We start from the raw sequence: 25,916 nt of genomic DNA, 5'->3' as shown, positions 1-25,916 counted from the left end.
GGCAGGCCCTAATCTCCCGCCGGGGTCGCGTTGTTTTTGCACATCGTAATTCGTGAGGTGGCCTCACGGTCTGGCTTTACTCGCTCAACTCTTATGCGATAGCGGATTATTGGGCATCAACTCGATCAAGAGCGTTGCTAGGCGAATCATTTGCGCCTCGGTCCACTCAACAGGACGCCAATGGGAGGTCACTTCGCCGGGGCATGGTTCTCTTCTTTCCTTCTCCGGGCGCTCCTCGCTCGGCATATTTCCACCCCTCGGCGATCATGTGCCGCCTGATCTCGCGCAGGTTTGCCAGGTCTTCGGCAATGCCGAGAGCGAAGGCAGCCTCTCCAGGGGTGCAGCCGGAACCGACATAACGCCAGGCCGCTTCCGTGACCGTGTGTTGCAAGAGGCCGTCACATGGGGAGCGAGAACAGCCGCACTGGCCCTGAAGGCCAGCGGGCGCCGTCACACAGGGGCGTCACCATGGTCCGCAGCGGCATGGTCACCAGGCGGGCTCCGGGTTGTTCGACGAGTACGTCCTTGTCGAGCGGGTGCCATCCGAGGCGCTGGTAGAGCGGCACGAGGGGAGGTCGGCAGAACAGGAGTGCGTGCTGAGGCCCCATCGTGCGGGCGTGCTCCAATGCAGCCGTGACGATGAGCCGCGCCAGCCCCTGACCTTGCATGCCCGGTGCGACGGCCACCCCACCGACGCCCACCACCTCTGTCTCGGCGTGACCGATTGCGATAGGCAGTCGGAGCAGGCCAGCGTGCGCCACGAGCCGGTCGTCGCGTCTGATGCCGAAGTGGTCATCTTTCGGCAGCCAGGTCAGACCGGTCCAGGCGACACCGAAGGGATCATCGCTGTTGCCAAGGATCTCCTCCTGGTCCGCCTTCGTGTACCGGGCAAGGCGCACCACAGTCGGTGCCACGGAGGATGGGTTCTCAGGCATTCCCACATGATGATCTCCCAGCCGAGCACTGGCCAAGCGATTCCCGAGCCGATCTGCACTGTCCAGAGCAGGGGTTCATCCCTCCGGCTGGGAGCCGACGGCCTATGAGGCTTTACTGCCTGTTCTCTATCCGCTCGCGCGGTCGGACAGGTTCGAACGGGAGCCTGGTTCGGGTGAGTTGTCCAGGGCGAGTGCATGAAGGAAGGGCCTCTTGGTAGCTCGCGGACGTCGAGTCCAGCGAGAAGCAAGAGGCCCTGTTGTCGAAGTGTCGCGTGGTCGTGGTCGCCGAGTCCAGTTCGTCCGGTCTGCTGCGGCAGTACTTCCCCAAAGGCACCGACCTGTCCGCCCACACCCCCGAACGCCTCGCCACCGTCGCTGCCGAGCTCAACAGCCGCCCACGCAAGACGCTCGGCTGGGAAACCCCAGCCGAGCGTCTGTCCAAACTGCTCGCGGCTTGATCAACACACCACGTGTTGCGACGACCCCTTGAATCCGCCACCGAGCCGGGGGCCATGAGACGAGGCCATCAACCAGACGCCTGGCGGTACTTGCGGACCGCCAGCGTGCGGAAGAACAGGATGATCACGACCGACCAGATCAGCGACGCCCACACAGGATGCTGCATGGGCCAGGCGTCGGGCGCCTTGAAGCCCGGGGGGAGGTTTCCGAACAACTCACGGCACGCCTGCACAGTGGCGCTGAACGGGTTCCACTCCGCGATGTGCCGCAGGAACGACGGCATCATGTTCGCGTCGACGAAGGCATTCGAGATGAATGTCAGCGGGAACAGCCAGATCAGGCCGCCCGAGGTCGCCGCTTCAGGCGTGCGCACGGACAGGCCGATGAGTGCGCCGATCCACGAGAACGCATAGCCGAGGAGTAGGAGCAGGCCGAATCCGGCGAGCACCTTGCCGAGGTTCTCGTGCGTGCGCCATCCGACGATCAGGGCGACGACCGCCAGGACGACGAGGGTGAGCGCCGTCTGCGCGAGGTCGGCGATGGTCCGGCCTGTCAGCACCGCACCACGCGTCATAGGCAGGGAGCGGAAACGGTCTATGAGGCCCTTGTGCATGTCATCGGCGATGCCCGCGCCGGCGCCCGCCGTGGCGAAGGTGACGGTCTGGGCGAAGATGCCCGCCATCAGGAACTCGCGGTAGGCCTGGGTGGAGGTGGACGAGCCGACCTGGATCGAGCCGCCGAACACATAGGTGAACAGCACGACGAACATGATTGGCTGGACAAGCCCAAAGATGATCATCTCGGGAATCCGGCTCATCCGAATTAGGTTCCGGCGAGTGACGACCAGGGAATCGCTCACAGCGCTCACTTCGCCTGCCCCTTCCCGGCGCTCACGTGCAGTTCTCGGGTCCGCGACGAGATGAGTCCTGACCGACCCGAGCGAACAGGATTCGGGATCCGTGACATGCGGAGCAGGTTGCGCTTGGCGACGACCATCGAGTCCCGGATCGACTGGCTGACCGGGTTCGCGGCCGGCGCGACCCGCACGGTGTCGGTGACGGCGCTCACTGGACGGCCTCCTTGTCGTTCTCCTGGTCCTTGGTCTCGGCCACGTGTCCCGTCAGGGAGAGGAAGACGTCGTCGAGGGTCGGCCGGCGCAGGCCGATGTCGTCGATCTCGATGCCGCGGGTGTCCAGCTCGCGGATGACCTCGGCGAGGAGCTTGGCACCGCCGGTCACCGGGGCGGTGAGCTTGCGCATGTGCTCCTCGACGCTGGTCTCGCCCTTGCCGAAGCCGGCCAGGACGTCGGCGGCGGCCTGGATGTGCTCGCGCTGGTGCACCACGACCTCGACGCGCTCGCCGCCGGTGCGGGCCTTGAGCTGGTCGGAGGTGCCCTTGGCGATGACCTTGCCGTGGTCGACCACGGCGATGTCGTGGGCCAGGTGGTCGGCCTCCTCCAGGTACTGCGTGGTGAGCAGCAGGGTGGTGCCGCCGGAGACCAGCTGCTTGATGACTTCCCACAGCTGCTGGCGGTTGCGGGGGTCGAGGCCGGTGGTCGGCTCGTCCATGAACATCACGGGCGGCGAGACGACCAGGGCGGCTGCGAGGTCGAGGCGGCGGCGCATGCCGCCCGAGTAGGTCTTGGTGGGGCGGTCGGCGGCGTCGGTGAGGTGGAACTGCTCGAGCAGTTCGGCCGCGCGCTCCTTCGCCGCTTTCGCCCGCATCTGGTAGAGCTGGCCGACCATCTGGAGGTTCTCCCGGCCGGTGAGGTATTCGTCGACGGCCGCGAACTGGCCGGACAGGCCGATGGAGCGGCGGACCGCGTCCGGCTGTTTGAGCACGTCGATGCCCGCGACGACCGCTCGCCCGCTGTCGGGCCGCAGCAGGGTGGTCAGGCAGCGGACGGTGGTGGTCTTGCCCGCGCCGTTCGGCCCGAGCAGGCCGAGGACCGTGCCTTCGGGCACGTCGAGGTCGACGCCGTCCAAGGCCTTTACGTCACCGAAGGTTTTCACCAGACCTTCGGCGTAGATGGCGCCTGGCATATGAGTCTCCACGTCTTCGGGGATGACCGGACGGATGTCCGGCGAAGCTTTGTCTCACCAACACACCATAACGCGATGTATCGCGTCTCACAATGAGTTTTTCCGTGTTGCTCTCCGTGAGACGAAAGGATCTTGACGGGTCCGGGCAGGGTCCCGCGACCGGGTCGGGGCCCGCTCAGCCGATGACCGTGTAGCCCGCCTCGCGCAGTGCCTGACCCACCTCGGCGCAGTGCGCCGGGCCCTTCGTCTCCAGGTGCAGCTCGACCTCCGCCTCCGTGAGCCCGAGCCGTGGGTCGGTCCGCACGTGGCTCACATCGAGGACGTTAGCGTCGACCACTGACAACACGCCCAGAAGAGTGGCAAGGGCACCGGGCCGGTCCGTCAGCCGCAGCCGGACCGCCAGGTAGCGGCCCTGCGCGGCCATGCCGTGCCGCAGCACCCGCTCCATCAGCACCGGATCGACGTTCCCGCCGGACAGCACCGCGACGACCGGGCCCTCGAAGGCGCCGGCATCGCTCAGCAACGCCGCGACCGGGCTCGCCCCGGCCGGCTCGACGACCAGTTTGGCCCGCTCCAGGCACAGCAGCAGCGCGGCCGACAGCTCGTCCTCGCTGACCGTGCGCACCTCGTCGACCAGCTCGTCGATGATCCTGAACGGCACGTCGCCCGGCCGCCCCACCTTGATGCCGTCGGCCATGGTCGCCGGATTCTCCACCGCCACCGGCCGGCCCGCCGCCAGCGAGGGCGGGTAGGCCGCCGCGCCCGCCGCCTGCACGCCCACGACCCGCACCTCCGGCCGCAACGCCTTCACCGCCACCGCGATGCCGGCGGCCAGCCCGCCCCCGCCGATACCGACGAGGACCGTGCGCACCTCGGGGCACTGCTCCAGGATCTCCAGGCCCACCGTGCCCTGGCCCGCGATGATGTCGGGATGGTCGAAGGGGTGGATGAACACGGCGCCCGTCTCGGCCGCGTACTCCTGCGCGGCGGCCAGCGTCTCGTCGACCACCTGGCCGTGCAGACGGACCTCCGCCCCGTAGTCCCGGGTGGCGCTCACCTTCGGCAGCGGGGCGCCCTTGGGCATGAACACCGTCGAGCGCACGCCCAGCAGGGACGACGCCAGGGCGACCCCCTGCGCGTGGTTGCCGGCGCTCGCGGCGACGACACCGGCGGCACGCTCCTCCGGCAGCAGGCCCGCGATCCGGACGTACGCGCCGCGCAGCTTGAACGAGCCCGTCCGCTGGAGGTTCTCGCACTTGAGGTGCACCGGCGCGCCGACCATCTGGGACAGGTGCCTGCTGCCCTCCATCGCGGTCACCCGCGCCACACCCGACAGCATCTTCTGCGCGCCGCGCACGTCGTCGAGGGTGACGGGCCGAAAGGAGTCAGCCGTGCTGTAGCTCATGACTCCAGCATCGCAGTTCACAGGCGGGAACGGCCGTTGTGACCAACCTCCGAGACCCGCTTTGCGCAGCGCCGGTACGGCCTGCCTTCCGGCCGCGTACCCTGTCCCCCAATCTGCCAGCCCTCCACGAAGTGAGCCCCCGGCCATGCCCACAACACCTGAAATGTCGATGGACATGACGACCGTCGGTGACACCGGTCTTCTCGACACGCTGCAGCACGAGGTGGCGCTGTTCGCCCGCCGTGCCGAACAGACCCGGCTCGGCGGGGTCGGGCAGGTGCGCAACTCCATGGACCGCGCCGCGTATCTGCTGCTCAACCGCCTCGACAAAGAAGGCCCGATGGGCGTCAAGGCGCTCGCCGCGAGCATGGGGATCGACTCCTCGACGGTCACCCGGCAGGTGGCTCCGCTCGTCGACACCGGTCTGGTCAAACGCACCTCGCACCCCGAGGACGGGCGCGCGGTGGTGCTGCAGCTGTCCCCGCGCGGCCAGGCCCGCCTGGAGGAAGTGCGCTCCTCCCGGCGCCAGTTGATGGCCGAACTGACGCACGACTGGGAGCCGGAGGAGCGCGAGGCCTTCTGCGACCTCCTCACGCGCTTCAACACCGCGCTGTCCTCCCGGATGAGCGCACAGGGCGTACCGGGTCCGGAGGCGCCGTCGACGTCCTGACCACCCCGCGCCGCGGCTCCCGGCCGTGCCCTGAACACCCCGGGGCACCGTCCGGACCGCGTCGCCGACGCGCCGGGGCACCGTCCCGACCCCCGTCGCGAACGCCCGTGATCACGCGTCCGGACCGCGTCGCCAATGCCCCGGGGCACCGTCCGGACAGCGTCGCGTACGCGCCTGGGACCGTCCCGACCGCGTCGCGAACGCCCCCGCAGCCCGGCTCCCGGCCACGCCCTGAAGCCGCTCCCGGCCACGCCCTGAAGCCTCTCGCGCCCGCTTCCTGTCCCTCTCCCGCACGACGACCGGCGTCGCACGCGCGCGTGGCGCCCAGCGACCCTTGCGCGGCTCTTGACCGGGGGGCCGTCACTGGCCTGATATGAGACCGGGCCCCCGTCGCGCGCGGCCGGGGCCCGCATCCTCAGGGTCGCCGTCAGGCGGGAGGCGCAGTGCTGGAGCGGCATGCGTCCCGGGCAACCCGTCGCGCCCGGGAGTTCGAGGCGTTCGTCGCGGGCGCGGCCGGGCGGCTGCTGCACGCCGCCACACTGCTCACCGCCGAGTCCCCCGACGACAACCCCCGCGCGCGGCGCCTGCTGACGCGGTCGCTGGCCCACACGTACGCGTGCTGGGACCGGCTGCACGGCGAAGACCCCTACGACCACACCCGCCGGCAACTGGCCATCCGCTTCGCGCGCGGCGCCTGGCACCACCACGGCGTACTCGGCCGCTCCCGGCCGCACCCCGCGAGCCCTCTCGCGCCGCTCACCCCGCAGGAGCGGCTCATCCTGGTGCTCAGGCTGCACGAGGGTGTCGCCGAGGAGCAGACGGCGGCCCTGCTAGGGCTGTCCCCGGAACGCGTCCGGGCGATCTCGCACCGGGCGACGTCGGCCCTGCTGCACCGCTCGCGGGGGCCCGGCGCCCGCGGTGTCGCCCGCGAAGGCGACGCCATGAGTCCGGCAGACGGGAGGCCGGCAGGCGGGAGGCCGGCAGGCGGGAGGCCGGCATGAGCGGGAACGACCGCGACGCGGCCGTACGCAGGCTCCTTCAGGGCCCGTCACTGCCGGTGCCGCCCGAGATCCACGCGGAGGCGGTGCGCCGCGGCGGTCGCATGCTGCGGCGCAGGACGCTCGCCCGCCGCGCCATGTGGCTGTTGCTGTGCGCGGCGGCCGTCGCGTTCACGGTGTGGGCGTTGACGGCCCGGCCGTGGGTGGAGCCGCCGTCCGACACGACCCCACCCCTCACCGGCTGGTGACCCCCGCGTGGGGGCCGGTCCGGCCGGCGCGGTCTTGCTAGCCGAGTGCCTGCTGCAGGTCCTCCAGCAGGTCCTCGGCGTTCTCGATGCCGACGGACAGCCGCACCAGGTCGCCCGGGACCTCCAGGGCCGAGCCGGCCACGGAGGCGTGCGTCATGCGGCCGGGGTGCTCGATCAGCGACTCCACACCGCCCAGGGACTCGCCCAGCGTGAAGATCTTCGCGCGGTTGCAGACCGCGACGGCCGCCTCCTCGCCGCCCTCGACGCGGAAGGAGACCATGCCGCCGAACGACTTCATCTGCTTGGCGGCGACCTCGTGGCCGGGGTGCTCGGGCAGGCCCGGGTACAGCACGCTCGTCACGCGCGCGTGCCGGGTGAGCATGTCGGCGACCTTGGCCGCGTTCTCGCTGTGCCGGTCCATGCGGACGGACAGGGTCTTGGTCCCGCGCAGCACCAGCCACGAGTCGAAGGGTCCGGCGACCGCGCCCATCGCGTTCTGGTGGAAGGCCAGTTCCTCGCCGAGGGCCGCGTCACCGGTGATCAGGGCACCGCCGACGACGTCGGAGTGACCGCCCATGTACTTCGTCAGCGAGTGCACGACGACGTCCGCGCCCAGCGACAGCGGCTGCTGGAGGTAGGGCGTGGCGAAGGTGTTGTCGACGACGAGGCGGGCACCGGCGTCCCGGGCGACCTGCGCGACGGCGGCGATGTCGGTGATGCCGAGCAGCGGGTTGGAGGGCGTCTCCACCCAGACGATCTTGGTCTTGGGCGTGATGGCGGCCCGCACGGCGGCCGCGTCGCCGGTGTCGGCGACCGACCACTCGACGCCCCAGCGGGCGACGACCTTGGCGAACAGGCGGAACGTCCCGCCGTACGCGTCGTTCGGGATGACCACGTGGTCGCCGGGGCTGAGCAGCGTACGCAGCAGGCAGTCCTCGGCCGCCAGCCCGGACGCGAACGCGAGACCGCGGCGGCCGCCCTCCAGGGCGGCGAGGTTCTCCTCCAGCGCGGTCCTGGTGGGATTGGCGCTGCGGCTGTACTCGTAGCCGCCGCGCAGCCCGCCGACGCCGTCCTGCTTGTAGGTCGAGACCTGGTAGATCGGCGGGACGACCGCGCCCGTCAGGGGGTCGGCGGTGTTGCCCGCGTGGATCGCGAGCGTCTCGAAGTGCTGACTGATGTGCCTGTCGCTCATGGGCACCGAGGGTAATGCGCGAAGACGCAGCGCGCGGGGGGACGGGGGCGGCGCGGGGTTTTCCACAGGTTCCGGGAGCAGGTTGGCCAATTGTCGGCGCGGTCTGGTTCGCTTGACGCATGGAGATTCTCTGGGTCCTGATCGCGCTGGTCATGCTGGGCTTCGTGCTGCTCCCCTTTCTGCGGCGCAAGCGCGGCGGTGCGATAGGGCTGGTCTCGCCGGACCACCCGGACGCCGCGGACCCGGCGAACTACGGCTTCGTCCTGGAGGAAGAGCTCGACATCCGCATGCCGGGGCCGGACCAGGACCTGCTGGACGTCCTGGACGTGGTGCAGCGCACGCAGGACTACCGCGCGGCGCAGCAGCTCCTGGCGGGCACCGAGACGGAGGGCGAGCGGCGCTGGCAGCGCGTGCAGGCCTTCGCGGGCGCGGCGTCGCTGGAGCTGTCGCGGCGGCCGGGCGGGGTGAGCGAGGCGCCGGGCGGGCAGTGGCTGCGCGTGTGGCGCGCCGAGGCGCCCAAGGACGCGGGCGGTGCGGCGGTGCACGCCGAGTTCCTGGTGCAGCAGGCGTGGCGTACGGCGACGCCCGGGACGGACGAGTTCCGGATCATCATGGAGGAGGCGAGGACGGCGTGCGGCGAGGCGGCACTGCTCGCCCCCGGTGACCCCATCCCGTACGTCGTCGAGCTGTCGGTGGCCCGCGGCCTCGGCTACGCGCAGAAGGACTTCGAGCAGCTCTGGCTGAAGATCCTGGACCGCGCCCCGGCCCATATGGGGGCGCACCTGGCGGCGCTGCACTACTGGTGCGAGAAGTGGCACGGCTCGCGCGCGGAGGCGTACGCGTTCGCCGAGGCCGCGGCCGCGCGGGCGCCCCGGGGCTCCCTCCTGTCGGCGATGCCGCTCTTCGCGGTGTTCGAGCATCTCCCGGAGGTGACCCTCGTCGCGAGCTTCTGGCAGAGCGAGGTCGTCACGAAGGCGGTCCACGGCGCGCTGCACGCGGTGCACTCGGCCCGCCCCGACGACCCGATGCTCGCCCATGTCCGGCACATGCTGGTGTTCTTCCTGGTGCGCGGCGAGCGCTGGTCGGAGGCCATGAGCCAGCTGGTGCACGTGGACGGCCACGTGGGGGCCCTGCCCTGGACCCTGTCCGCGGATCCGGCGGCGGAGTTCGCGGTGTACCGGGCTCTGGCGGTGGCGGGCTACGAGGCGAACGGCGGCAGCCCGGCGAGCCTGCCGCACTGAGCCCGCTGCGGCCCTTCTGCACATCTTCGGCATGTACACCGTCCGCTGACGGCCCCGCTCCTGGGGTGCACGGGGCTGCTGCGGTCGCGCGGTCAGCCCGTAGGGTGCCTGCGTGACTGCGCCTTTGAGTTCCGACCGATCCCGTGCCGCGCTGCGGATATCCGCGCGCGTTTCCCTCGATGTGCTGCTGGTGTTCGCCGTGTCGGCCCTGGCGTTGTGGTTGCTGGGCCGGATGTGGTCGGTGGTGTGGCCGCTCGTCGTCGGGCTGCTGCTGACCACGCTGACCTGGCCCGCGGCCCGGCTCCTGCGCCGGCGCGGATGGCCGCCCGCGCTGGCCGCGTCGGTCGTGACCGTGCTGTTCCTGCTGGTCGCCGCCGGTGTGGTGGCGCTGATCGCGGTGCCGGTGGCGTCCCAGTCCGGGGAGCTGACCGACGGGGTCGTCAAGGGGATCCAGCAGCTGCGCGAGTGGGCGGCCGGGCCGCCGCTGAACATCGGGGACGCGCAGATCAACAAGGCCTTCGACAGCGCGGTCTCGCGCGCCCAGGAAGGCGTCGGCAGCATGGTGGGCGCGGTCGTGACGGGCGTGAGCACGGTGGTGAACGGTGTCGTCACCGCCGTCCTCGCGCTCTTCCTGATGTTCTTCTTCCTCAAGGACGGCCCGCGGTTCCTGCCGTGGCTGTCCCGCCAGCTGCCCGGCCGGCTCGCCACCGACGTCCCCACGGTGTGCGACCGCGGCTGGGCCACCCTGGGCGCCTTCGTGCGGTCCCAGGCGGCCGTCGGGCTGCTCGACGCCGTCCTGATCGGGATCGGCCTGTGGGTCCTGGGCGTGCCGCTGGTGCTGCCGCTGGCGGTGCTGACCTTCGTCTCGGCGTTCGTGCCGATCATCGGCGCCCTGTTCGCCGGGTTCGTCGCGGTGCTCATCGCGCTCGTCTCCAACGGTGTGACGGACGCGCTGATCGTGCTGGTCATCATCGTCGTGGTGCAGCAACTGGAGGGCAACGTCTTCCAGCCCATGCTGCAGAGCCGCGGGCTGGGCCTGCACGCGGCCGTCGTCCTGCTGGCGGTGACCCTCGGCGGCAACCTGGCCGGCATCGTCGGCAGCCTGCTCGCCGTGCCGGTGGCCGCGCTGATCGCGGTGGTCTGGAACTACGTGCGCGAGCAGCTCGCCGATCCGGACGCCGAAGCGGACGCGGACGAGCCGGACCCCGGGGCCGCCGTCCCGTCCTGAGAGGCCCGGCGGCCGGGGGGCCGGGCGCGCGAACGGCCCCGCCCGGGTCGCGGGGCCGACTCCCGCTTGCGAGGCTGCAGGCGAGAGGAGTGCCGCCTCATGATTCCTGCCGCCGTGTCACCCGTACGACTGGAAGCCTCCGTCGACCCCCGCCTGTCCCGGTGGATGTGGCTGGTGAAGTGGCTGCTCGCCATCCCGCACTACTTCGTGCTGTTCTTCCTGTGGATCGCGTTCGTCGTCGTGACGGTGATCGCCTTCTTCGCCGTCCTGTTCACCGCCCGCTACCCGCGCTCCCTCTTCGACTTCAGCGTCGGAGTGCTGCGCTGGAACTGGCGGGTCGGCTACTACGCCCACACCGTGCTCGGCACCGACCGGTACCCGCCGTTCACCCTCGCCGACGTGCCCGACTACCCGGCGCGCTTCGACGTCGTCTACCCCGAGCGGCTGTCCCGGGGGCTGGTGCTGGTCAAGTGGTGGCTGCTGGCGATCCCGCAGTACATCGTCGTCGCGATGATCGTCGGGGGCGGCTGGGGCGACAGCGACGACTGGCGGGGAGCCGGGCTGCTGCCGTTTCTCTCGCTGGTCGCCGTGGTCATCCTGCTCTTCACCGCCCGCTACCCGCGGCCGCTCTTCGACTTCCTGATCGGCCTCGCCCGCTGGGCGGCCCGGGTGGCGGCCTACGCGGCGCTGCTGACGGACGCGTACCCGCCGTTCCGGCTCGACCAGGGCGGGCAGGAGCCCGCGGCGGCGGCACCGCCACCGGCCGACCCCTTGGCCAAGGCCTGAGCACGCGCAGGCGAAATCCGCAGCGGAAGCGTTTCCTCCCGCCCTACGCTCCCTCGCGTCGGACCGGGGACCCGCGCGGTATGGACCTTCGAGCAGCAGGACCGGCCCACGGAAACGGGCCACCCGTCCTGAGCTTCCGGGTCCCTGAAGCCCCCGGCGTCTTGGGGTCCCGGGGGTCCGGGCGTCCGAGGCCCGGGGCTCGTGGGGCCGAGGTCCAGCGGGTCCGGAGTCCGAGGCCCGGGGCTCGTGGGGCCGGGGTCCAGGGAGCCCGGAGTCCGCGGCCCGGGGCTCGTGGGGCCGAGGGTCCCGGTGCCCCGGGCTCGGGGGTCCGGGGGCTGCTTTTCCGGGTGGTGCGCATCGGCCCGGCTCGGCGACGGCCCGCTCCTCAGCTGCCGCTTCCGTAGGGCCTCGTGATGATCTCCAGGCGGTGGCCGTCGGGGTCGTCGAAGTAGGCCCCGCGGCCGCCGTCGTTGTGGTTGATCTCCCCCGGGCGGCTGTGGAACGGGTCCGCCCAGTAGGTCAGTCCGGCTTCCCGGATGCGGCCGAAGATCTCGTCGAACTCTTCCTCCGAGACGAGGAAGGCGTAGTGCTGCGGCGTGATGGCGCCGGGGCTGTCCATGAAGTCGAGCGTCACGCCGTTGGGGAGCTCGACGGGGAGGAACGGGCCGTAGGGCGGGCTCACGTCGAGTCCCAGGAGGTCGGCGAGGAACCGGGCGGACACGCGTTTGTCGTGGGCGACGACGATGGTGTGGTTCAGCTGCACGGTCATGGCGGGCCTCCCCTGACGTAGCGGTGAACCCCTCTGGTGCACTCCCCCACGTGTACCCCGCGTGCGGCCCGCCGTGCATCAGGAAAGCCCTGGGCCCCGGCACGCGCCGGGGCCCAGGGCTGCCGCACACGGGCCCGACGTCAGATCGTCGCCGTGTCGATCACGAACCGGTAGCGGACGTCGCTGGACTGGACCCGCTCGTACGCCTCGTTGATCTGGTCGCCGCGGATCAGCTCGATCTCGGCGCCGAGACCGTGCTCGGCGCAGAAGTCCAGCATCTCCTGGGTCTCCGCGATGCCTCCGATCATGGAACCGGCGAGGGTCTTGCCGCCGCCGATCACCGAGAAGAGGTTGAGGGAGATCGGCTCCTCGGGGGCGCCGACGTTGGCCAGCGTGCCCTCGGTCTTCAGCAGCGAGAGGTAGGCGTTGAAGTCCAGCGGGGCGGACACCGTGGACACGATCAGGTCGAACGTGCCGGCGAGCTCCTCGAAGGTCTTCGGGTCGCTGGTGGCGTAGTAGTGGTCGGCGCCCAGCCGCAGGCCGTCCTCCTGCTTGCGCAGGGACTGCGACAGCACGGTCACCTCGGCGCCGAGCGCGTGGGCGATCTTCACGCCCATGTGGCCGAGGCCGCCCAGGCCGACGATCGCGACCTTCTTGCCGGGGCCGGCACCGAAGCGCCGCAGCGGGGAGTAGAGGGTGATGCCGGCGCACAGCAGCGGAGCGGCGACGTCGAGGGAGAGGCCGTCGGGGATGCGGACGACGAAGTTCTCGTCGACGACGACGTTCTGCGAGTAGCCGCCGTAGGTGGGCTCGCCGTCCTTGCCGATGCCGTTGTACGTCGGGACGTTGCCCTGCACGCAGTACTGCTCCCGGCCGGCCTTGCAGTTCTCGCACTCGCGGCAGGAGTCGACCATGCAGCCGACGCCCACGCGGTCGCCCACGGCGAACTTCGTGACGCCCGGGCCGACCGCGGAGACGACACCGGCTATCTCGTGGCCGGGGACCATCGGGAAGATCGCCTCGCCCCAGCCCTCCTGGGCCTGGTGGATGTCGGAGTGGCAGATACCGGCGAACTTGATGTCGATCAGGACGTCGAACTCGCGGACCTCGCGGCGCTCGATGGTGGTGCGCTCCAGCGGAGCCTTGGGGGCGGGAGCGGCGTACGCAGCAGTCGTGGTCATGCCGGGGTTCTCCTAGCGGGGTCGTGGCCCGGCCGCCTTCTGGATCTTCTGACCGGGCACGATCACCAGCGTGCCCGTTCCCTCGGGACTCACCCAGACCACGGTTTTGCGTACGCACACGGTGCGTACCACTGGCGGGGTCAGGCTCGTGTGCGTACGACCGTGAATACTGGACGGCATGGACGAACAGCCCGAATCCGCGCGGACGACCGGCGGCGGCCTGGACCGGCGTGCCGAGCTCAGTGAGTTCCTGCGCACCCGGCGGGCCCGGCTGAAGCCCGAGGACGTGGGGCTGCCCGACTTCGGGCGGCGGCGCGTGCCCGGGCTGCGCCGCGAGGAGCTGGCGCAGCTGGCCGGGGTGTCCGTGGCGTACTACACACGGCTGGAGCAGGGCAACGGCCGCAACGTCTCGGCGGAGGTGCTGGACGCGATCGCGCGGGCCCTGCGGCTGAGCGACGCCGAGCACGCGCACCTGACGCATCTGGCGAAGCCGAAACAGCACAAGAAGAAGCAGGTGGCGCGCAGCCAGCAGGTGCGGCCGGCGCTGCGGCACCTGCTGGACTCGATGGACGGCGTCCCGGCGTACGTCGTCGGGCGCCGCTCGAGCGTCCTGGCCTGGAACCGGATGGCCGCGGCCCTCTTCGGCGACTGGGCGGACCTGCCGGCCCAGGAGCGGAACTGGGCGCGGATGGTGTTCCTGCGCCCCGAGTACCGCGAGCTGTTCGTCGAGTGGGACCAGAAGGCGGCCGACATCGTCGGCTATCTGCGCCTGGATGCGGGCTGTCACCCGGACGACCCGCAGCTGTCCGCGCTGGTGGGTGAGTTGTCGGTGAAGAGCGAGGAGTTCCGCCGCCTCTGGGCCGCCCACGACGTCAAGGAGAAGAGCTATGGCGTCAAGCGCATGCGCCACCCCCTGGTCGGCGACCTGACGCTGTCCTTCGAGACCTTCCGCCTGGTCGACGACGCGGAACAGTCCCTGATCACCTACCACGCGGAGCCCGGCACCCCCTCGGCGGAGGCCCTGCGCCTCCTGGCGAGCTGGGGCACGGACGCGACCCGCTCGGGCACCAGGGCGTCGACACCGTCGGACTGAGCGGCACCGGTGCGCCCTTCACCGTCGTGCCTCGGTCGGCCTTCACCGTTGTGCCTCGGTCGGCCTTCACCGTCGTGCCTCGGTCGACGGTCGCCGTGATCATGGCGGTCACGGCGCCGGTTTTACGAGGACGCCACTGACGCGGCGGGCCCGCCGGAAGCCGTGGCTTCCGACGGGCCGTCAACGCGTTGGGGCTACCGCTTACTTGCCGTAGTACGCGTTGTAGATCGAGATCGTCGACTTGTTGCCCTTCTTGTCGGCGATCTTGGCGTGGAAGGAGATGCCCTTCCCCTTCGCCGGGTTCTTGACGCTGACCTTGCCGTCCTTGACGGTCAGCTTCTTCCAGGTCTTGCCGTAGTCGTACGACACGTACACCGACAGCGACTTCAGGTTGCTGCCCTTGGCCGCCCCCTCGACGGTGACCGGGACCTTGACGGTCCGGTCGGCCGGGGCCTTGCTGCCCAGGTCCGTGGTCGCGAGGAAGCGTGCCGTGGAGACGGGCAGCTTGGTGATGCCGCTGGTCTTCTTGGAGCGGAACGTCCAGCCGGCGTCGACGCGGGTGGAGGCCGCGGCGACCTTGACGCTGCGCTTGACCGACGTCGTCAGCTTGTACTCGGCGTCGGCGGCCGGGACCTTGAACTGCTTGTCACCGAACAGCGGGTCGTCGTTGCTGCCGACCTTGGTGCCGTTGCGGTACAGGGTCGTGTCGACCGCGGAGAACTTCGACCAGCCCACGTTGCCCTTGCCGTCGGCGAACAGCGGCAGGGAGCCGTAGATCTGGTTGCCCTCACGGATGACGCCGAAGTCGCCGCTCAGACGCGGTCCGAAGACGGCCGTGTTGACGGTCTTGGAGTAGCTCTTGCCGGCCGCGTACGTGTGCTCGCCCAGCGTGTAGGCGGCCTCGTCGACCGGGAACCCTTCCTCGTCCACACCGCCGGACTGGTTGAACTCGAGCTGCCACTTCACGCCGCCCTGGGTGGACAGGTGCAGGGTCCGGGTGCCGGGCAGGGTCTGCGGGATGCCGATCGAGGAGGCGCCGCTGCTCCACGGCATCCAGCCCACCGCGTTGATCGCGCCCTTCTTGCCGCTCGCCGAGGCGCCGAGGCCGGCCTTCACCGTGGCGAGTTCGCTCGCCTTGTAGTGCTTGGTGAAGCCGGTGGCGAGCTGCTTGACCGGGCCGCCGGCGACGACGTCGTACTCCTCCGTGCCGCCCTTGGTCCAGTGGCCGTCCCACTGCTGGGTCACCGAACCGTCGGTGATCTGCGGGCCGACGTGGGCGCTGCGGAAGTTGTCGTAGGACTCCAGCCACCAGCCGAAGATGTAGCCGTCGTCACCGCTTCCCACGGTGTAGTCGGCCGAGGCGAACTCCGACTTGACGCCGGTGGCCGGGACGGTGATGTCCACCGGCTTGGCCTTGCGGGCGTCCAGCGTGATCGTGCTGTTCTTGGTGACGTTCAGCTTGGGCTGGGCGAGCCAGTCCGCGCCCTCGTACTTCTCGGGGTCGTCGCCCACGTAGATGTTCGTGTTGAGGACGTAGGTGCCCTTGGGGACGCGGGCGGTGACGGTGCCGTCCTCGTCGTACGGCGCGGCCCCCTTGCCCTTGCCCAGGCCGGCTATGCCGGTCAGGTCGGCGCTGTAGTTCTTCGCCGGCTTGCCGGCGCGGTCGAGGAACTTCAGCGTGACGTCGTACGACTCGACCTCGCGCTGCACGGCCGCCGCCGTGCGGACGGTCTGGCCGCCGCCCGTCGCCGTCACGTACGCCGCGTACGCGCCGTCGACCGTGCCGCCGAGCTTGGTGTTGACGGTGAACGGCACGGAGGCCTTGCCGCCGGCCGGAATCGTCACCGAGGTGGCGCCGAGCTTGAAGAAGCCGGCCGGGACGGCCTGGCCCTTGGGGTTGGTGGCCGTCGACGCCAGCTTCAGCGTGACGTCCTTCGTACCGAGGTTGCGGTACGTCAGCTCCTTGGTGACCGGCTTGTCGTCGGTGTGCGGCCACTGCTGCACCCCGAAGCTCACCGAGACCGGCTCGGCGATCACGGACTGCTTGATGGCCTTGTCGACCTGGATCCGGCCCGAACCCTGCTCGAACGGGGTGTACTTGCCGCCCTTGGTGGAGCCGGTGAGGGCCCCCTTCAGCTCGGTGTACTTCCAGTCCGGGTGCTGCTGCTTCAGGATCGCCGCCGCGCCCGCGACATGCGGGGTCGCCATCGACGTACCGGAGATCGCCATGTAGCCGGCCGGCTTCTCGCCGACCTCCTGGGCGATCTGGTTGCCCGGGGCGGAGGCCGCGGTGATGTCCACGCCGGGCGCGGTCACGTCGGGCTTGAGGGCGCCGTCCAGACCGGGGCCGCGGCTGGAGAAGTCGGCGAGCTTGTCCTTGTCGTCGACGGCGCCGACGGTGAGGGCCGCGGCGGCGCTGCCCGGGGAGCCGATGGTCTGGTCGCCGAAGTCGCCCTCGTTGCCGGCCGCGATGGCGAACAGGACGCCCTTCTCGGCGGACAGCTTGTTCACCGCCGCTTCCAGCGGGTCGATGGCGGGCGTGTCACCGCCGCCCAGGCTCAGGTTGATGACGTCGGCGCCCTCGGCGGCCGCCCACTCCATGCCGGCGAGGATCTCGGAGTCGCTGCCGAAGCCGCCGTCGTCCAGGACCTTGCCGTTGAGGATCTTCGCGCCGGGCGCGACACCCTTGTATGTGCCGCCGGACTTCTTGCCGGTTCCGGCCGCGATGGAGGCGACGTGCGTGCCGTGCCCGACCTTGTCGGAGGCGTCGGGCGAGGTGGTGAAGTTCTTGGCGGCGACCACCTGGCCCTTGAGGTCGTCGTGGGTGGCGTCGACGCCGGTGTCCAGGACGGCGATCCTGGTGCCCTTGCCGTCGTAGCCGGCCGCCCACGCCTTGGGCGCGCCGATCTGCGGGACGGACTTGTCGAGGCTGGCCTTGCGGACGCCGTCGAGCCAGACGTGCGCGATGCCGGAGGCGGTCTTCTCGCCGTCGGTGACCGCGTCCCAGAGCTCGGGCGCGTCCTGCTGCGGCGTCTGCACGGCGTCCGCGTTGACGGACTTCAGCGCGTGGCGCAGGGTGCCGGCCTCGCGGACGTCGGCCTTGGTGGCCGCGGCGCTGCCCCGGTAGCCGACGATGACCTTCAGGCCCTTCTTCTGGGCCTTGCGGGTCGCGGACTTGTTCAGCTCGGTGACGTCGAAGAGCCGCTGGTCGAGCTTGCCGGTGGCGACCAGGCGGGCCGCGTCGGCCGGGATCACGAGGGTGTGACCGTCGGCCCTGCGGACCTGGGCGGGTACGTTCTCACGGCCCTTGGCGTGCTCCAGGCCGATGACACGGCCCTTGGCGTCCAGGACGACCCGGTCTCCGGTGATCAGTGTGACGCGGTGCTTGGCGGTCAGGGATGCCGGCGTGGCGGACGTCGCCGCCCGCTCGCCGTCGGCCGACGCCGGGCTGGTCATGCCCGCCGCCAGGGCCACGGCCGCCGCAGTGGCGACCGTGGCCGCGCACGCCCTTTTCACTTGTCTGCGCAAGTTTCCCCCTTGCAGAAGAACCGGGCGAATTCCCCGTTCACCCGGCCGGGGGCGGTCTCGTACGTCTGCACGTACACCCCCCGGAATACGCAGTATGCCGACGGGTGATCAGGTGCTCAATAGATGAGATGACGGTAAGAAATCCTTCGGCCGACTGTTACACGGCCGACGGAACTCCGTTACAGGGCCGCACGGTTACGCACGCGCGTTCTCCTTGACAGTGATGCGGCCCTTGCGGATCGTCGCCACGCGCGGCGCTTTGCCCGCTATCGCCGAGTCGTGGGTGACCATCACGAAGGTGAGACCGAGTTCCTCCCACATGCGTTCGAGTACGTCCATGATCTCGTCGCGCATCGATTCATCCAGATTTCCGGTGGGTTCGTCGGCGAGCAGCACCTTCGGCCGTTTCACCAGGGCCCTGGCGATGGCCACGCGTTGCTGCTGGCCGCCGGACATCTCGCCGGGCAGATGGGCGAGTCGCTCGCCGAGACCGACCGATTTCAGTGCCTCGGCGGCCTGTTCGCGTCGCTGTTTCGGCTTCACCCCGAGAGGGACGAGTGCCGTCTCCACGTTTTCCTGCGCGGTGAGCGTCGGGATGAGGTTGAAGGACTGGAAGACGAAGCCGATGCTTTCGCTTCTCACCCGGGTCAGTCGCGCCTCCGGCAGTGCGGCGAGATCGGTGCCGTCGAGGACGACTTCACCCGCGGTGGGGCGGTCCAGAGCGCCGAGCATCTGCAGCAGCGTGGATTTGCCGCCGCCGGTGGGGCCCTGGATGACCAGCCGGTCGCCGTCGGGGATGGTGAGGTCGATGCCGTCGAGGGCGCGGACGGTGTCTTTGGACCGGGTGTAGTGCTTGGTGACAGCTCTGAGTTCGTACATGGTCGGGCTCCTTGGATCGTCTTTCGGGTGCGGGCCGTGGGGACTGGTCGCGCTCACGCGGCGGAGCCGCATGGCGATACAGCCCCGCGCCCCTGAGGGGCGCTACTCGACTCGGCGCAAGGCGTCCGCCGGGCGCAGCCGCGAGGCCCGCCAGCCGCCGAACGCGCCGGCGACCAGACCGCCCGTCACGGCCAGGGCCACCGCCAGCACGATGGTTGTCAGGCTCACCGGTGCGGTGAGGGCGACGTCGAGGGTCTGCGTGGCCGCCGCCCGGCCCGGGCCGCCGAAGCCGCCCCGCGGGCCCTCGCTCCCGCCGCCGGCGCCCAACTGCGCCTGCAGGGTGGGACTCGCGGCCGTCACGGCGTACGCGCCCGCCAGCCCCAGCGCGATCCCCAGCACACCGCCCACCAGGCCGTTGACCATCGCTTCTCCGGCCACCTGCCGTGTCACCCGGCCCGACCTCCAGCCCAGCGCCTTGAGCGTGCCGAACTCGCGCACCCGGCGGGAGACCGCCGAGGACGTGAGCAGGCCCGCCACCAGGAACGCGGCCACGAGCACCACGACCGACAGCCATGTGCCGACGCGCGCGGCGAGCGAGGAGGCCGTGGACAGCGAGCCGGAGACGGTGGAGGCGAGGTCGGCGGAGGTGGTGACCGTCGTGCCCGGGACGTTCTTCTGGATCTCCGACTTGACGTCGGCGATCCGCTGCGAGCCGGTGGCCTTGACGTAGACCGTGGTGACCTTGTCCTTGGCGCCGGCCAGCGTCTGCGCCTGCTTCAGCGGCACGTAGAGGTTCGCGGCCGCGTCCCCGCTGTCGGCCGTGGCGATGCCGACCACCTTGAACCTGCTGCCCTTGATGGTGACCGTGGAGCCGGTCCTGAGCTTCTTCTCCTTGGCGTACGCCGAGTCCGCGACGGCGACCCGGGCGTTCGTCTCGGCCGTCGTGAAGGTCCGGCCGCTGGTGATCTTCGAGGAGGTCAGCGGGCCGAGGGAGGGCTTGGTGACGTCGGTGCCGAAGACGGAGTAGCTGTTGACGTCGAAGTCGGCGCCGCCGCCCTCGACCCGGCCCTGCGGCGAGGGCTGGGCACCGCCCCGGCCGGGCTCCTGCGCGCCGCTCCCGCCCTGCTCCAAGCGGCCCCGCGTGAACGCGCCGCTGACCTTGACGACTTGGAGGCTCAGCCCGCCCACGGCGTCCGCGACGCCGTCCTGGTCCCCGACCTCGCTCACGGTCGAACTCGCCAGCGTCTGGAATCCCCGCACCATGACCCGGTCGCTGCTCTGCTCACCGGTGGAGCCGTCGTCCTGGGCGTCGAAGCGGAACCGCGGCCGCTCGGTGCTGCTCGCGGCGGGCGCCGCGGCCTTGGTGACGGTCATGTCCGTGCCCAGCCCGTACAGCGACTGCAGGACCTTGTCCTGCGCCCTGCTCATACCGGCGGACACGGACGTGACGACGATGACCAGCGCGATACCGAGCGCCAGTCCGGAGGCGACGACGAGGGCCGCCTTTCTGCGGCGGCGCAACTCGCGCCTCAGATAGGTGAAGAACATGGCCGCAAGCTAGGGACGGTCCGTGATGAGAGCTTGAGCCGCGCATAAGAGGTGGATGAGAACGAGGTGGAGGAGAACGAGGTGGAGGAGAACGAGGTGGAGGAGAACAGCGGAAAGGCCGCCGCCCACCCCTTGTGCGGGGTGGGCGGCGGCCTTGCGTCCGGTGAGGCCCTGGTGGGGACCGGCGGACCGTCAGACCGCCGAACCGGCCTTCCAGTCGGCCCAGCTCATGTTCCAGCCGTTGAGGCCGTTGTCCGGGGCGACCGTCTTGTCGCCGGTGTTCTGGACGACCACCACGTCACCGAGCATCGAGTTCTTGAAGAACCAGGCGCCCGGGGTGTTCGGGTCGTCGGCACCCTTGGCGTCCTGCAGACCGACGCAGCCGTGGCTGGTGTTCACGCTGCCGAAGATGGACTTCGCGCCCCAGTAGTTGCCGTGGATGAACGTGCCGGAACTGGAGAGGCGGATGGCGTGCGGCACGTCCTTGATGTCGTACTCGCCCTTGCCGTCGTCGTCCGTGAAGCCCACGGTCGCGCCGTTCATGCGCGTCTCCTTGAACTTCTCGGACATCACCATGATGCCCTCGTAGGTCTTGTTCTCGGGCGAGCCGGCGGAGATCGGGATCGTGCGGACGGTCTTGCCGTCCTGGGTGATCTTCATCTGCTTGGTCTTCGCGTCGACGTACGAGACCTGGTTGCGGCCGATCTTGAAGGTGACCGTCTTCTGCTGGACGCCGAAGACGCCCTTGGCTCCCTCGACGCCGTCGAGCGCGAGCTTCAGCGTGACGGTGGAGCCTTCCTTCCAGTAGTCCTCGGGCCGGCAGTCCATGCGGTTGGCGTTGAACCAGTGGCAGGCGACCTCCTGGCCGCTGGTCGTGCTGACCTTGACGCCCTTCTGGACCGCGGCCTTGTTGGTGATCGCCTTGTCGAAGGTGATCGAGACCGGCATGCCGACGCCGACGGTGGTGCCGTCGTCCGGCGTGAAGTTGCCGATGAAGCTGTTGGCCGGGGAGACCGTGGTGAACGAGGCGTTCTCGTGGGCCACGCGGCCGTCGGAGTCCTTCGCCTCGGCCGCCAGCTTGTAGGTGGTGGACCGCTCCAGCTGGGCGGTCGGCTTCCAGCTGGTCTTGTCGGCGGATATCTGGCCGCTCACCTCGGTGCCCTCGGACGTCGTCATCTTGACGTCCGTGAGCGTGCCCTTGCTCACGGTGACGGTGGCGGAGTTGTTGATGGAGGCGTTGTCGGAGCCGTCCTCAGGCGTGATCTTGATCTGGGCCTCGGAGGTCTTCTTCGCCGCGGCCTCGTCGACCTTCGACTGGGAGCTGTCGCCGCCGCCACCGGAGGCGTCGTCGTCACCACCGGAACAGGCCGAGAGCACCAGAACCCCGCCGAGCAGTGCGGACGCGACCGTCAGGCCCTTGCGCCGCTTACTGACCGTCATCACACGCTTCTCCATCGTTGCCGATTTCCCCAAAACTCCGAGTGTCCCCGTCACCACTGAGTGCCCCCGCCGGGACTCGTGAGTCCTCATCCGGAACGTTCAACGCTACGACCGGTGCGCTCGGTTCCCCAGTTCACGCCGGTGTGGGGATCAACACGTCCGTGACGGGCGGTGCGGTCGTCGGACGGACGGCGCGGTCGGTCGGTCGGTGCGGTCGGTGCGGGTGCGGTCGGTGCGCCGCTTGAGACGCGAAGACCCCGGGCGGCGGTTGCCGCCCGGGGTCACGGGTTTCCGGGCAGCTCAGCCGTCACTGTCCTCGCCATCATCCTCGTCGAGGTCCCAGTCCGGCGAGTCGGGGTCGTAGTCGATCCGCTCACTGCTCCAGGAGGCCTGCTGGAGTTCCACCCCGGGCACCTGGCTGACCAGGTCGAACGGGTCCACGAGGTACGCGAGGGCCTCCGCGGTGTCTTCCGTCACAGCGCTCTCGGCGTGGGTCCTCTCCGCCGCCGGCATGTCCGCCTCGTCGGCGATCCGGCGCAGCGCGGACTTGGTGACCGCGTCCGCGTCGTCGACCTCGACAACGAGTTCCACCCGAAGCCGTACAAAACGTGATGTCTCTGGAGTGCTCATGGCGGGAGCGTACGTCCAGGCCCTCCCGTGACTTTCCCGTGACCCGCGACTTTCACTAACATCGCCCCACACGGCCAATTCGCCAGCGTCACAAGGGGATCGATATTCCGTGTCATCCGCTCGCCGTCCGTTGCTGACCGCCACCGCCGCAGCGTCCCTGCTGGGCGCCCTGTGGTTCGTCCCGTCCGCGAACGCGACGTCGGACTCCCCGGTGAGAGACGCGGTCTCGACGAGTCCGTCGCCGCAGGTCACGGAGCAGGCGCGGATCGCGGCCACGACCGCGGACGCCTCGGTCGGCGACACCCGTCTCGCCGACACGGGCAGCTTCGACAGCACCCCGTACGTGATCGGCGGGACCTTCTGCCTGACGCTCGGCGCCGGCTTCGTCGTGTACTCGGTGCGCCGGGAACGACTCGGTCTCTGACGGCGGTTGAGGCAGGGCCCACCGCCCGGAAGGCCCCGCCGCCCTGCTGACGAGGACCCCTGCCCGGCTGACGGCTGACGACCGGGCCCCGGCATTGCCGACGATCGGCTCCTCCGCCTTGCCGACGGCCGGGCCCCGCCGCATTGCCGACGCCCGGGCCCTTCGCCCTACTGCAACGGCCCGGTGACCTTCTCGACCGCGGCCAGCAGCCGCCCGTCGCGCACGAACGCGTCCGCCGCGGCGAGGTCGGGCGCGAGGAACCGGTCCGGACCGGGCCCCTGGACTCCCGCCTCCCGTGCGGCGTCGATGACTGCCCGCGACGCGGGCGCCGGGGTCAGCCCCTCGCGCAACTCCACCGCGCGTGCGGCGGCGTAGAGCTCGATGGCGATCACACGCGTGAGGTTGTCGATCGCCGTGCGCAGCTTGCGCGCCGCCGACCAGCCCATCGAGACGTGGTCCTCCTGCATGGCGGAGGACGGGATCGAGTCGGCGGACGCCGGTACGGCGAGCCGCTTCAGCTCGCTCACCAGCGCGGCCTGCGTGTACTGAGCGATCATCAGGCCCGAGTCCACACCGGCGTCGTCGGCGAGGAAGGGCGGCAGGCCGTGGCTGCGGTTCTTGTCGAGCAGCCGGTCGGTGCGCCGCTCGGCGATCGAGCCGAGATCGGCGGCCGCGACGGCCAGGAAGTCCAGCACGTAGGCGACGGGCGCCCCGTGGAAGTTGCCGTTGGACTCCACCCGCCCGTCGGGCAGCACCACGGGGTTGTCCACCGCCGCGGCCAGCTCGCGGTCGGCGACCAGCCGCGCGTGCGCCATGGTGTCGCGCCCGGCGCCGGCGACCTGCGGGGCGCAGCGCACCGAGTAGGCGTCCTGGACGCGCGGGGCGTCGTCCTGGTGATGCCCGGTCAGGCCCGAGCCCTTCAGCACGGCCAGCATGTTGGCGGCGCTGGCGGCCTGCCCCGGGTGCGGCCGGATGGCGTGCAGCTCGGGCGCGAGGACCTTGTCGGTGCCGAGCAGCGCCTCCAGGGACAGGGCGGCGGTGACGTCGGCGGACCGGTAGAGCGTCTCCAGGTCGGCCAGGGCCATCACCAGCATGCCCAGCATGCCGTCGGTGCCGTTGAGGAGGGCCAGGCCCTCCTTCTCGCGCAGCTCGACCGGCCGGATGCCGTGCGCGGCGAGGAGTTCGGCAGCCGGCCGCACGACGCCGTCGGGGCCCTCGGCGTCGCCCTCGCCCATCAGCGCGAGCGCGCAGTGGGACAGCGGCGCGAGGTCGCCGGAGCAGCCGAGGGAGCCGTACTCGTGCACGACCGGGGTGATCCCGGCGTTGAGGAGGTCGGCCATGGTCTGCGCGACCTCGGGCCGGACGCCGGTGTGCCCGGAGCAGACGGTCTTCAGCCGCAGGAACATCAGCGCGCGGACGACTTCCCGCTCCACGGCCGGGCCCATCCCGGCGGCGTGCGAGCGGACGATGTTGCGCTGCAGCTGGGCGCGCAGCTCGGGGCTGATGTGCCGGGTCGCCAGGGCGCCGAAGCCGGTGCTCACGCCGTACACGGGGTCCGGCTTGGCCGCCAGCGCGTCCACGATCTCGCGGGCCGCGGCGAGGGCGGCCACGGCCTCCTCGGAGAGCTCGACGCGGGCGCCGCCGCGCGCCACGGCGAGCACGTCGGACGCGGTCACGCCGGACGTCCCCACCACCACAGTGTGCATATCCATATTCAGGAGCGTACGCAGTGAATTCGAATGTGTCACCACTGGGCGCGGCGTTCACCCCTTACCGAATACGTCACACCCCGGCGACCACCCACGTCGCCGAGGTCAGGGCGCGTGCCGGCCCCGGAACCGCCGCCGCTCTCCGCCCGCCTCCGTGGGCGGTTCGTCCGCCAGCCGAAGGACGGGGTCGTCCGGCCCGGCCCGGCCCGCCACCACCGGCCGGTCCGCCCGCTCGGCCTTGGCCCGGTACTGCGCGGCGTCGGCCAGCCGGAACAGCCGCCGGGCCGAGCGCACCGGCCCGATCGGATCCTCGGTGGACGCGACCCCGCAGGCCACCCCGTCCCCGAGCTCCAACTCAGCCGCCCTGCGGCACAGTTCGCCCGCCGCCTTCACGACCTGGTCGGCGGGCGGCCCGACCGCGAGCAGACAGAACTCGTCCCCGCCGAGCCGCGCGGCCAACGCCCCCGGCAGCATGGCCCCGCACAGCGACAGCACCGATCCGAACCGCTCCAGCAGCCGGTCCCCGGCGGCGTGCCCATGCGTGTCGTTGACCCGCTTGAGCCCGTTCAGGTCGCAGACGACGAGGCTGACCACGGCGTCGTCCCGGCGGTGCCGTTCGATCGCCCGCTCCAGGCGTACGTCCACGGCACGGCGGTTGGCCAGCCCGGTGAGGGAATCGGTGAAGGCGAGCCGCCGGGCCTCCTCCAGCCGCTCCGTCTGGGCGATGCCGGCGGCCACGACGGAGGCCAGGACCGTGGCGAAGTCGGCGTCAGCCCGCCCGAAGACGGCCTCCCCGGCCGGCCGGGCCACGTACAGCTCGCCCCACGCCCGGCCGTGCAGCACGATGGGCGCGACCACGCAGCAGCCGCGCCCGCGGCGGCGCAGGGCGGCGACCCGCTGGTGGCAGTAGCCGGGCCGGCCGGCGGCGGGCCCCTCGGCGGTCTCCACCCACGCGTCGGGCTCCCCGCCGCCGGCCCACTGCTCGTGCAGGAACTCAGTGATCTCCGCGAACTGGTGCACCGGGTAGGCCTCGTCCTCCGGGAACTCCTCCTCCCCCTCGGCGAGCTCCCCGACGTTCACCAGGACCCGCAGCCGCCCCAGCTCGCGCTCCCACACCGACAGCGCGGCGAAACTCCCACCCAGCGCCCGGCACGCCCCGGTGGCCGCGGCGCGCCACGCCTCACGCGACCCGTGTGCGGCCGCCATCCCCTGAGCCAACGCGACGACGGCCGCGAGCCGTCTGTCCTCACCCATCACTCCAGGCTAGGGAGTTTCCAGCCAGACTGACCTGTTTACGACGCGAACGGGGACGACGGTTGTCACCCGCCTCCCGCTCCGTCGCACCGGACCACCGCGCACGCCACCCGAGCCTGCGCCCACGCGACCGCTGCGCGTCCGAAGCCGCCTACTCCCCCGGGCCACCGCGGCATGCACGGCTCGTTTCACCTGCCCGGCCACTGCGAGGTGCGTCGCTCGCTCACCCGCCCGGGCATGGCGGTGTGCGCCGCTCG

General features: G+C 70.8%; 23 protein-coding genes and 1 pseudogene. 9 read left to right on the top strand and 15 right to left on the bottom strand.

What is annotated here, in order from left to right; translation table 11 throughout:
- Positions 1-398 precede the first annotated feature (398 nt).
- Positions 399-935 carry a GNAT family N-acetyltransferase gene (locus ACFV20_RS00785; RefSeq protein ID WP_385650769.1) on the bottom strand — a complete coding sequence of 179 codons (537 nt, stop codon included), beginning with the start codon at positions 933-935 and terminating at the stop codon, positions 399-401.
- Between the two features lie 299 nt (positions 936-1,234).
- On the opposite strand from ACFV20_RS00785, the pseudogene ACFV20_RS00780 reads away from it, so the two are divergent.
- Positions 1,235-1,393: pseudogene (locus ACFV20_RS00780) on the top strand (IS30 family transposase); the annotation flags it as partial.
- Positions 1,394-1,461: 68 nt separating this feature from the next.
- On the opposite strand, the gene ACFV20_RS00775 reads toward ACFV20_RS00780, so the two are convergent.
- The 4 genes from ACFV20_RS00775 to ilvA all read right to left on the bottom strand — a co-directional run bounded on the left by ACFV20_RS00775 (position 1,462) and on the right by ilvA (position 4,841).
- Positions 1,462-2,262, bottom strand: coding sequence for an ABC transporter permease (locus ACFV20_RS00775; RefSeq protein ID WP_385650767.1), 801 nt, complete (start codon positions 2,260-2,262; stop codon positions 1,462-1,464).
- Positions 2,259-2,462: an integral membrane transport protein gene (locus ACFV20_RS00770; protein ID WP_385650765.1), complete on the bottom strand. Its 204-nt coding sequence runs from the start codon at positions 2,460-2,462 to the stop codon at positions 2,259-2,261. Before ACFV20_RS00770 ends, ACFV20_RS00775 begins: the two co-directional genes overlap by 4 nt.
- Positions 2,459-3,436: an ATP-binding cassette domain-containing protein gene (locus ACFV20_RS00765; RefSeq protein ID WP_385650762.1), complete on the bottom strand. Its 978-nt coding sequence runs from the start codon at positions 3,434-3,436 to the stop codon at positions 2,459-2,461. Before ACFV20_RS00765 ends, ACFV20_RS00770 begins: the two co-directional genes overlap by 4 nt.
- A 175-nt stretch (positions 3,437-3,611) precedes the next feature.
- Positions 3,612-4,841: a threonine ammonia-lyase gene (ilvA, locus tag ACFV20_RS00760; protein ID WP_385650760.1), complete on the bottom strand. Its 1,230-nt coding sequence runs from the start codon at positions 4,839-4,841 to the stop codon at positions 3,612-3,614.
- Positions 4,842-5,004: 163 nt separating this feature from the next.
- Here ilvA and ACFV20_RS00755 point away from each other — a divergent pair, with 163 nt between their 5' ends.
- The 3 genes from ACFV20_RS00755 (at position 5,005) to ACFV20_RS00745 (ending at position 6,757) form a co-directional block, all read left to right on the top strand.
- Positions 5,005-5,511 (top strand): MarR family winged helix-turn-helix transcriptional regulator, encoded by a 507-nt coding sequence (locus ACFV20_RS00755; RefSeq protein ID WP_385651265.1) that lies wholly within the window; start codon positions 5,005-5,007, stop codon positions 5,509-5,511.
- A gap of 443 nt (positions 5,512-5,954) precedes the next feature.
- Complete coding sequence (locus ACFV20_RS00750) at positions 5,955-6,512, top strand: sigma factor-like helix-turn-helix DNA-binding protein (protein WP_385650758.1); 558 nt, start codon at positions 5,955-5,957, stop codon at positions 6,510-6,512.
- The gene (locus tag ACFV20_RS00745; RefSeq protein WP_385650757.1) at positions 6,509-6,757 is read left to right on the top strand and encodes a hypothetical protein; all 249 of its coding nucleotides are present in this window, start codon (positions 6,509-6,511) and stop codon (positions 6,755-6,757) included. The genes ACFV20_RS00750 and ACFV20_RS00745 overlap by 4 nt, the downstream gene beginning before the upstream one ends.
- Before the next feature lie 37 nt (positions 6,758-6,794).
- Here the strand turns inward: ACFV20_RS00745 and ACFV20_RS00740 are convergent, their stop codons facing one another.
- Positions 6,795-7,949 (bottom strand): cystathionine gamma-synthase, encoded by a 1,155-nt coding sequence (locus tag ACFV20_RS00740; protein ID WP_385650756.1) that lies wholly within the window; start codon positions 7,947-7,949, stop codon positions 6,795-6,797.
- 119 nt (positions 7,950-8,068) lie between these two features.
- Here ACFV20_RS00740 and ACFV20_RS00735 point away from each other — a divergent pair, with 119 nt between their 5' ends.
- From ACFV20_RS00735 to ACFV20_RS00725, 3 genes are all read left to right on the top strand, one after another.
- Entirely contained in the window at positions 8,069-9,190 is a 1,122-nt protein-coding gene (locus ACFV20_RS00735; RefSeq protein WP_385650754.1) for a hypothetical protein, read from the top strand.
- A gap of 124 nt (positions 9,191-9,314) precedes the next feature.
- Positions 9,315-10,418 carry an AI-2E family transporter gene (locus tag ACFV20_RS00730; RefSeq protein WP_385651263.1) on the top strand — a complete coding sequence of 368 codons (1,104 nt, stop codon included), beginning with the start codon at positions 9,315-9,317 and terminating at the stop codon, positions 10,416-10,418.
- Positions 10,419-10,517: 99 nt separating this feature from the next.
- A complete protein-coding gene (locus ACFV20_RS00725) occupies positions 10,518-11,204 on the top strand; it encodes a DUF4389 domain-containing protein (protein ID WP_385650751.1) in 687 nt (228 codons plus the stop codon).
- 385 nt (positions 11,205-11,589) lie between these two features.
- Here ACFV20_RS00725 and ACFV20_RS00720 read toward each other — a convergent pair whose 3' ends face one another.
- Together ACFV20_RS00720 and ACFV20_RS00715 are read right to left on the bottom strand one after the other, a co-directional pair.
- A complete protein-coding gene (locus ACFV20_RS00720) occupies positions 11,590-11,973 on the bottom strand; it encodes a VOC family protein (RefSeq protein WP_385650749.1) in 384 nt (127 codons plus the stop codon).
- A 140-nt stretch (positions 11,974-12,113) separates the two neighbouring features.
- Positions 12,114-13,154, bottom strand: a complete 1,041-nt coding sequence (locus ACFV20_RS00715; protein ID WP_385650747.1) for an NAD(P)-dependent alcohol dehydrogenase — start codon at positions 13,152-13,154, stop codon at positions 12,114-12,116.
- 178 nt (positions 13,155-13,332) lie between these two features.
- Between ACFV20_RS00715 and ACFV20_RS00710 the strand changes: the two genes are divergently transcribed.
- Positions 13,333-14,247 carry a helix-turn-helix domain-containing protein gene (locus tag ACFV20_RS00710; RefSeq protein WP_385650745.1) on the top strand — a complete coding sequence of 305 codons (915 nt, stop codon included), beginning with the start codon at positions 13,333-13,335 and terminating at the stop codon, positions 14,245-14,247.
- A gap of 201 nt (positions 14,248-14,448) precedes the next feature.
- Here ACFV20_RS00710 and ACFV20_RS00705 read toward each other — a convergent pair whose 3' ends face one another.
- From ACFV20_RS00705 to ACFV20_RS00685, 5 genes are all read right to left on the bottom strand, one after another.
- Entirely contained in the window at positions 14,449-17,763 is a 3,315-nt protein-coding gene (locus tag ACFV20_RS00705) for a S8 family serine peptidase (RefSeq protein ID WP_385651262.1), read from the bottom strand.
- A 207-nt stretch (positions 17,764-17,970) separates the two neighbouring features.
- The gene (locus tag ACFV20_RS00700; protein WP_385650743.1) at positions 17,971-18,654 is read right to left on the bottom strand and encodes an ABC transporter ATP-binding protein; all 684 of its coding nucleotides are present in this window, start codon (positions 18,652-18,654) and stop codon (positions 17,971-17,973) included.
- A gap of 102 nt (positions 18,655-18,756) precedes the next feature.
- A complete protein-coding gene (locus tag ACFV20_RS00695; protein WP_385650740.1) occupies positions 18,757-20,202 on the bottom strand; it encodes an ABC transporter permease in 1,446 nt (481 codons plus the stop codon).
- Positions 20,203-20,394: 192 nt separating this feature from the next.
- Positions 20,395-21,642 carry an Ig-like domain-containing protein gene (locus ACFV20_RS00690; RefSeq protein WP_385650738.1) on the bottom strand — a complete coding sequence of 416 codons (1,248 nt, stop codon included), beginning with the start codon at positions 21,640-21,642 and terminating at the stop codon, positions 20,395-20,397.
- Positions 21,643-21,942: 300 nt separating this feature from the next.
- Complete coding sequence (locus ACFV20_RS00685) at positions 21,943-22,272, bottom strand: hypothetical protein (protein WP_385650736.1); 330 nt, start codon at positions 22,270-22,272, stop codon at positions 21,943-21,945.
- Positions 22,273-22,381: 109 nt separating this feature from the next.
- On the opposite strand from ACFV20_RS00685, the gene ACFV20_RS00680 reads away from it, so the two are divergent.
- Positions 22,382-22,696, top strand: a complete 315-nt coding sequence (locus tag ACFV20_RS00680) for a hypothetical protein (RefSeq protein ID WP_385650734.1) — start codon at positions 22,382-22,384, stop codon at positions 22,694-22,696.
- A gap of 167 nt (positions 22,697-22,863) precedes the next feature.
- On the opposite strand, the gene hutH is transcribed toward ACFV20_RS00680, so the two are convergent.
- Together hutH and ACFV20_RS00670 are read right to left on the bottom strand one after the other, a co-directional pair.
- Positions 22,864-24,402 carry a histidine ammonia-lyase gene (gene hutH, locus ACFV20_RS00675; protein WP_385651260.1) on the bottom strand — a complete coding sequence of 513 codons (1,539 nt, stop codon included), beginning with the start codon at positions 24,400-24,402 and terminating at the stop codon, positions 22,864-22,866.
- 108 nt (positions 24,403-24,510) lie between these two features.
- Positions 24,511-25,659, bottom strand: a complete 1,149-nt coding sequence (locus ACFV20_RS00670) for a diguanylate cyclase domain-containing protein (protein ID WP_385650732.1) — start codon at positions 25,657-25,659, stop codon at positions 24,511-24,513.
- Positions 25,660-25,916: the final 257 nt, after the last annotated feature.

This window comes from Streptomyces sp. NPDC059696 (assembly GCF_042733745.1).
GTDB lineage: Bacteria > Actinomycetota > Actinomycetes > Streptomycetales > Streptomycetaceae > Streptomyces.
This window is presented reverse-complemented; position numbering and strand designations above follow the sequence as displayed.

Bases quoted from the DNA above. Each gene is read 5' to 3' on its own strand.
- ACFV20_RS00785 (WP_385650769.1), bottom strand. From the start codon at position 935: ATGCCTGAGAACCCATCCTCCGTGGCACCGACTGTGGTGCGCCTTGCC.
- ACFV20_RS00765 (WP_385650762.1), bottom strand. From the start codon at position 3,436: ATGCCAGGCGCCATCTACGCCGAAGGTCTGGTGAAAACCTTCGGTGAC.
- ilvA (WP_385650760.1), bottom strand. From the start codon at position 4,841: ATGAGCTACAGCACGGCTGACTCCTTTCGGCCCGTCACCCTCGACGAC.
- ACFV20_RS00755 (WP_385651265.1), top strand. From the start codon at position 5,005: ATGTCGATGGACATGACGACCGTCGGTGACACCGGTCTTCTCGACACG.
- ACFV20_RS00745 (WP_385650757.1), top strand. From the start codon at position 6,509: ATGAGCGGGAACGACCGCGACGCGGCCGTACGCAGGCTCCTTCAGGGC.
- ACFV20_RS00740 (WP_385650756.1), bottom strand. From the start codon at position 7,949: ATGAGCGACAGGCACATCAGTCAGCACTTCGAGACGCTCGCGATCCAC.
- ACFV20_RS00735 (WP_385650754.1), top strand. From the start codon at position 8,069: ATGGAGATTCTCTGGGTCCTGATCGCGCTGGTCATGCTGGGCTTCGTG.
- ACFV20_RS00725 (WP_385650751.1), top strand. From the start codon at position 10,518: ATGATTCCTGCCGCCGTGTCACCCGTACGACTGGAAGCCTCCGTCGAC.
- ACFV20_RS00720 (WP_385650749.1), bottom strand. From the start codon at position 11,973: ATGACCGTGCAGCTGAACCACACCATCGTCGTCGCCCACGACAAACGC.
- ACFV20_RS00715 (WP_385650747.1), bottom strand. From the start codon at position 13,154: ATGACCACGACTGCTGCGTACGCCGCTCCCGCCCCCAAGGCTCCGCTG.
- ACFV20_RS00710 (WP_385650745.1), top strand. From the start codon at position 13,333: ATGGACGAACAGCCCGAATCCGCGCGGACGACCGGCGGCGGCCTGGAC.
- ACFV20_RS00700 (WP_385650743.1), bottom strand. From the start codon at position 18,654: ATGTACGAACTCAGAGCTGTCACCAAGCACTACACCCGGTCCAAAGAC.
- ACFV20_RS00695 (WP_385650740.1), bottom strand. From the start codon at position 20,202: ATGTTCTTCACCTATCTGAGGCGCGAGTTGCGCCGCCGCAGAAAGGCG.
- ACFV20_RS00690 (WP_385650738.1), bottom strand. From the start codon at position 21,642: ATGACGGTCAGTAAGCGGCGCAAGGGCCTGACGGTCGCGTCCGCACTG.
- ACFV20_RS00685 (WP_385650736.1), bottom strand. From the start codon at position 22,272: ATGAGCACTCCAGAGACATCACGTTTTGTACGGCTTCGGGTGGAACTC.
- hutH (WP_385651260.1), bottom strand. From the start codon at position 24,402: ATGCACACTGTGGTGGTGGGGACGTCCGGCGTGACCGCGTCCGACGTG.
- ACFV20_RS00670 (WP_385650732.1), bottom strand. From the start codon at position 25,659: ATGGGTGAGGACAGACGGCTCGCGGCCGTCGTCGCGTTGGCTCAGGGG.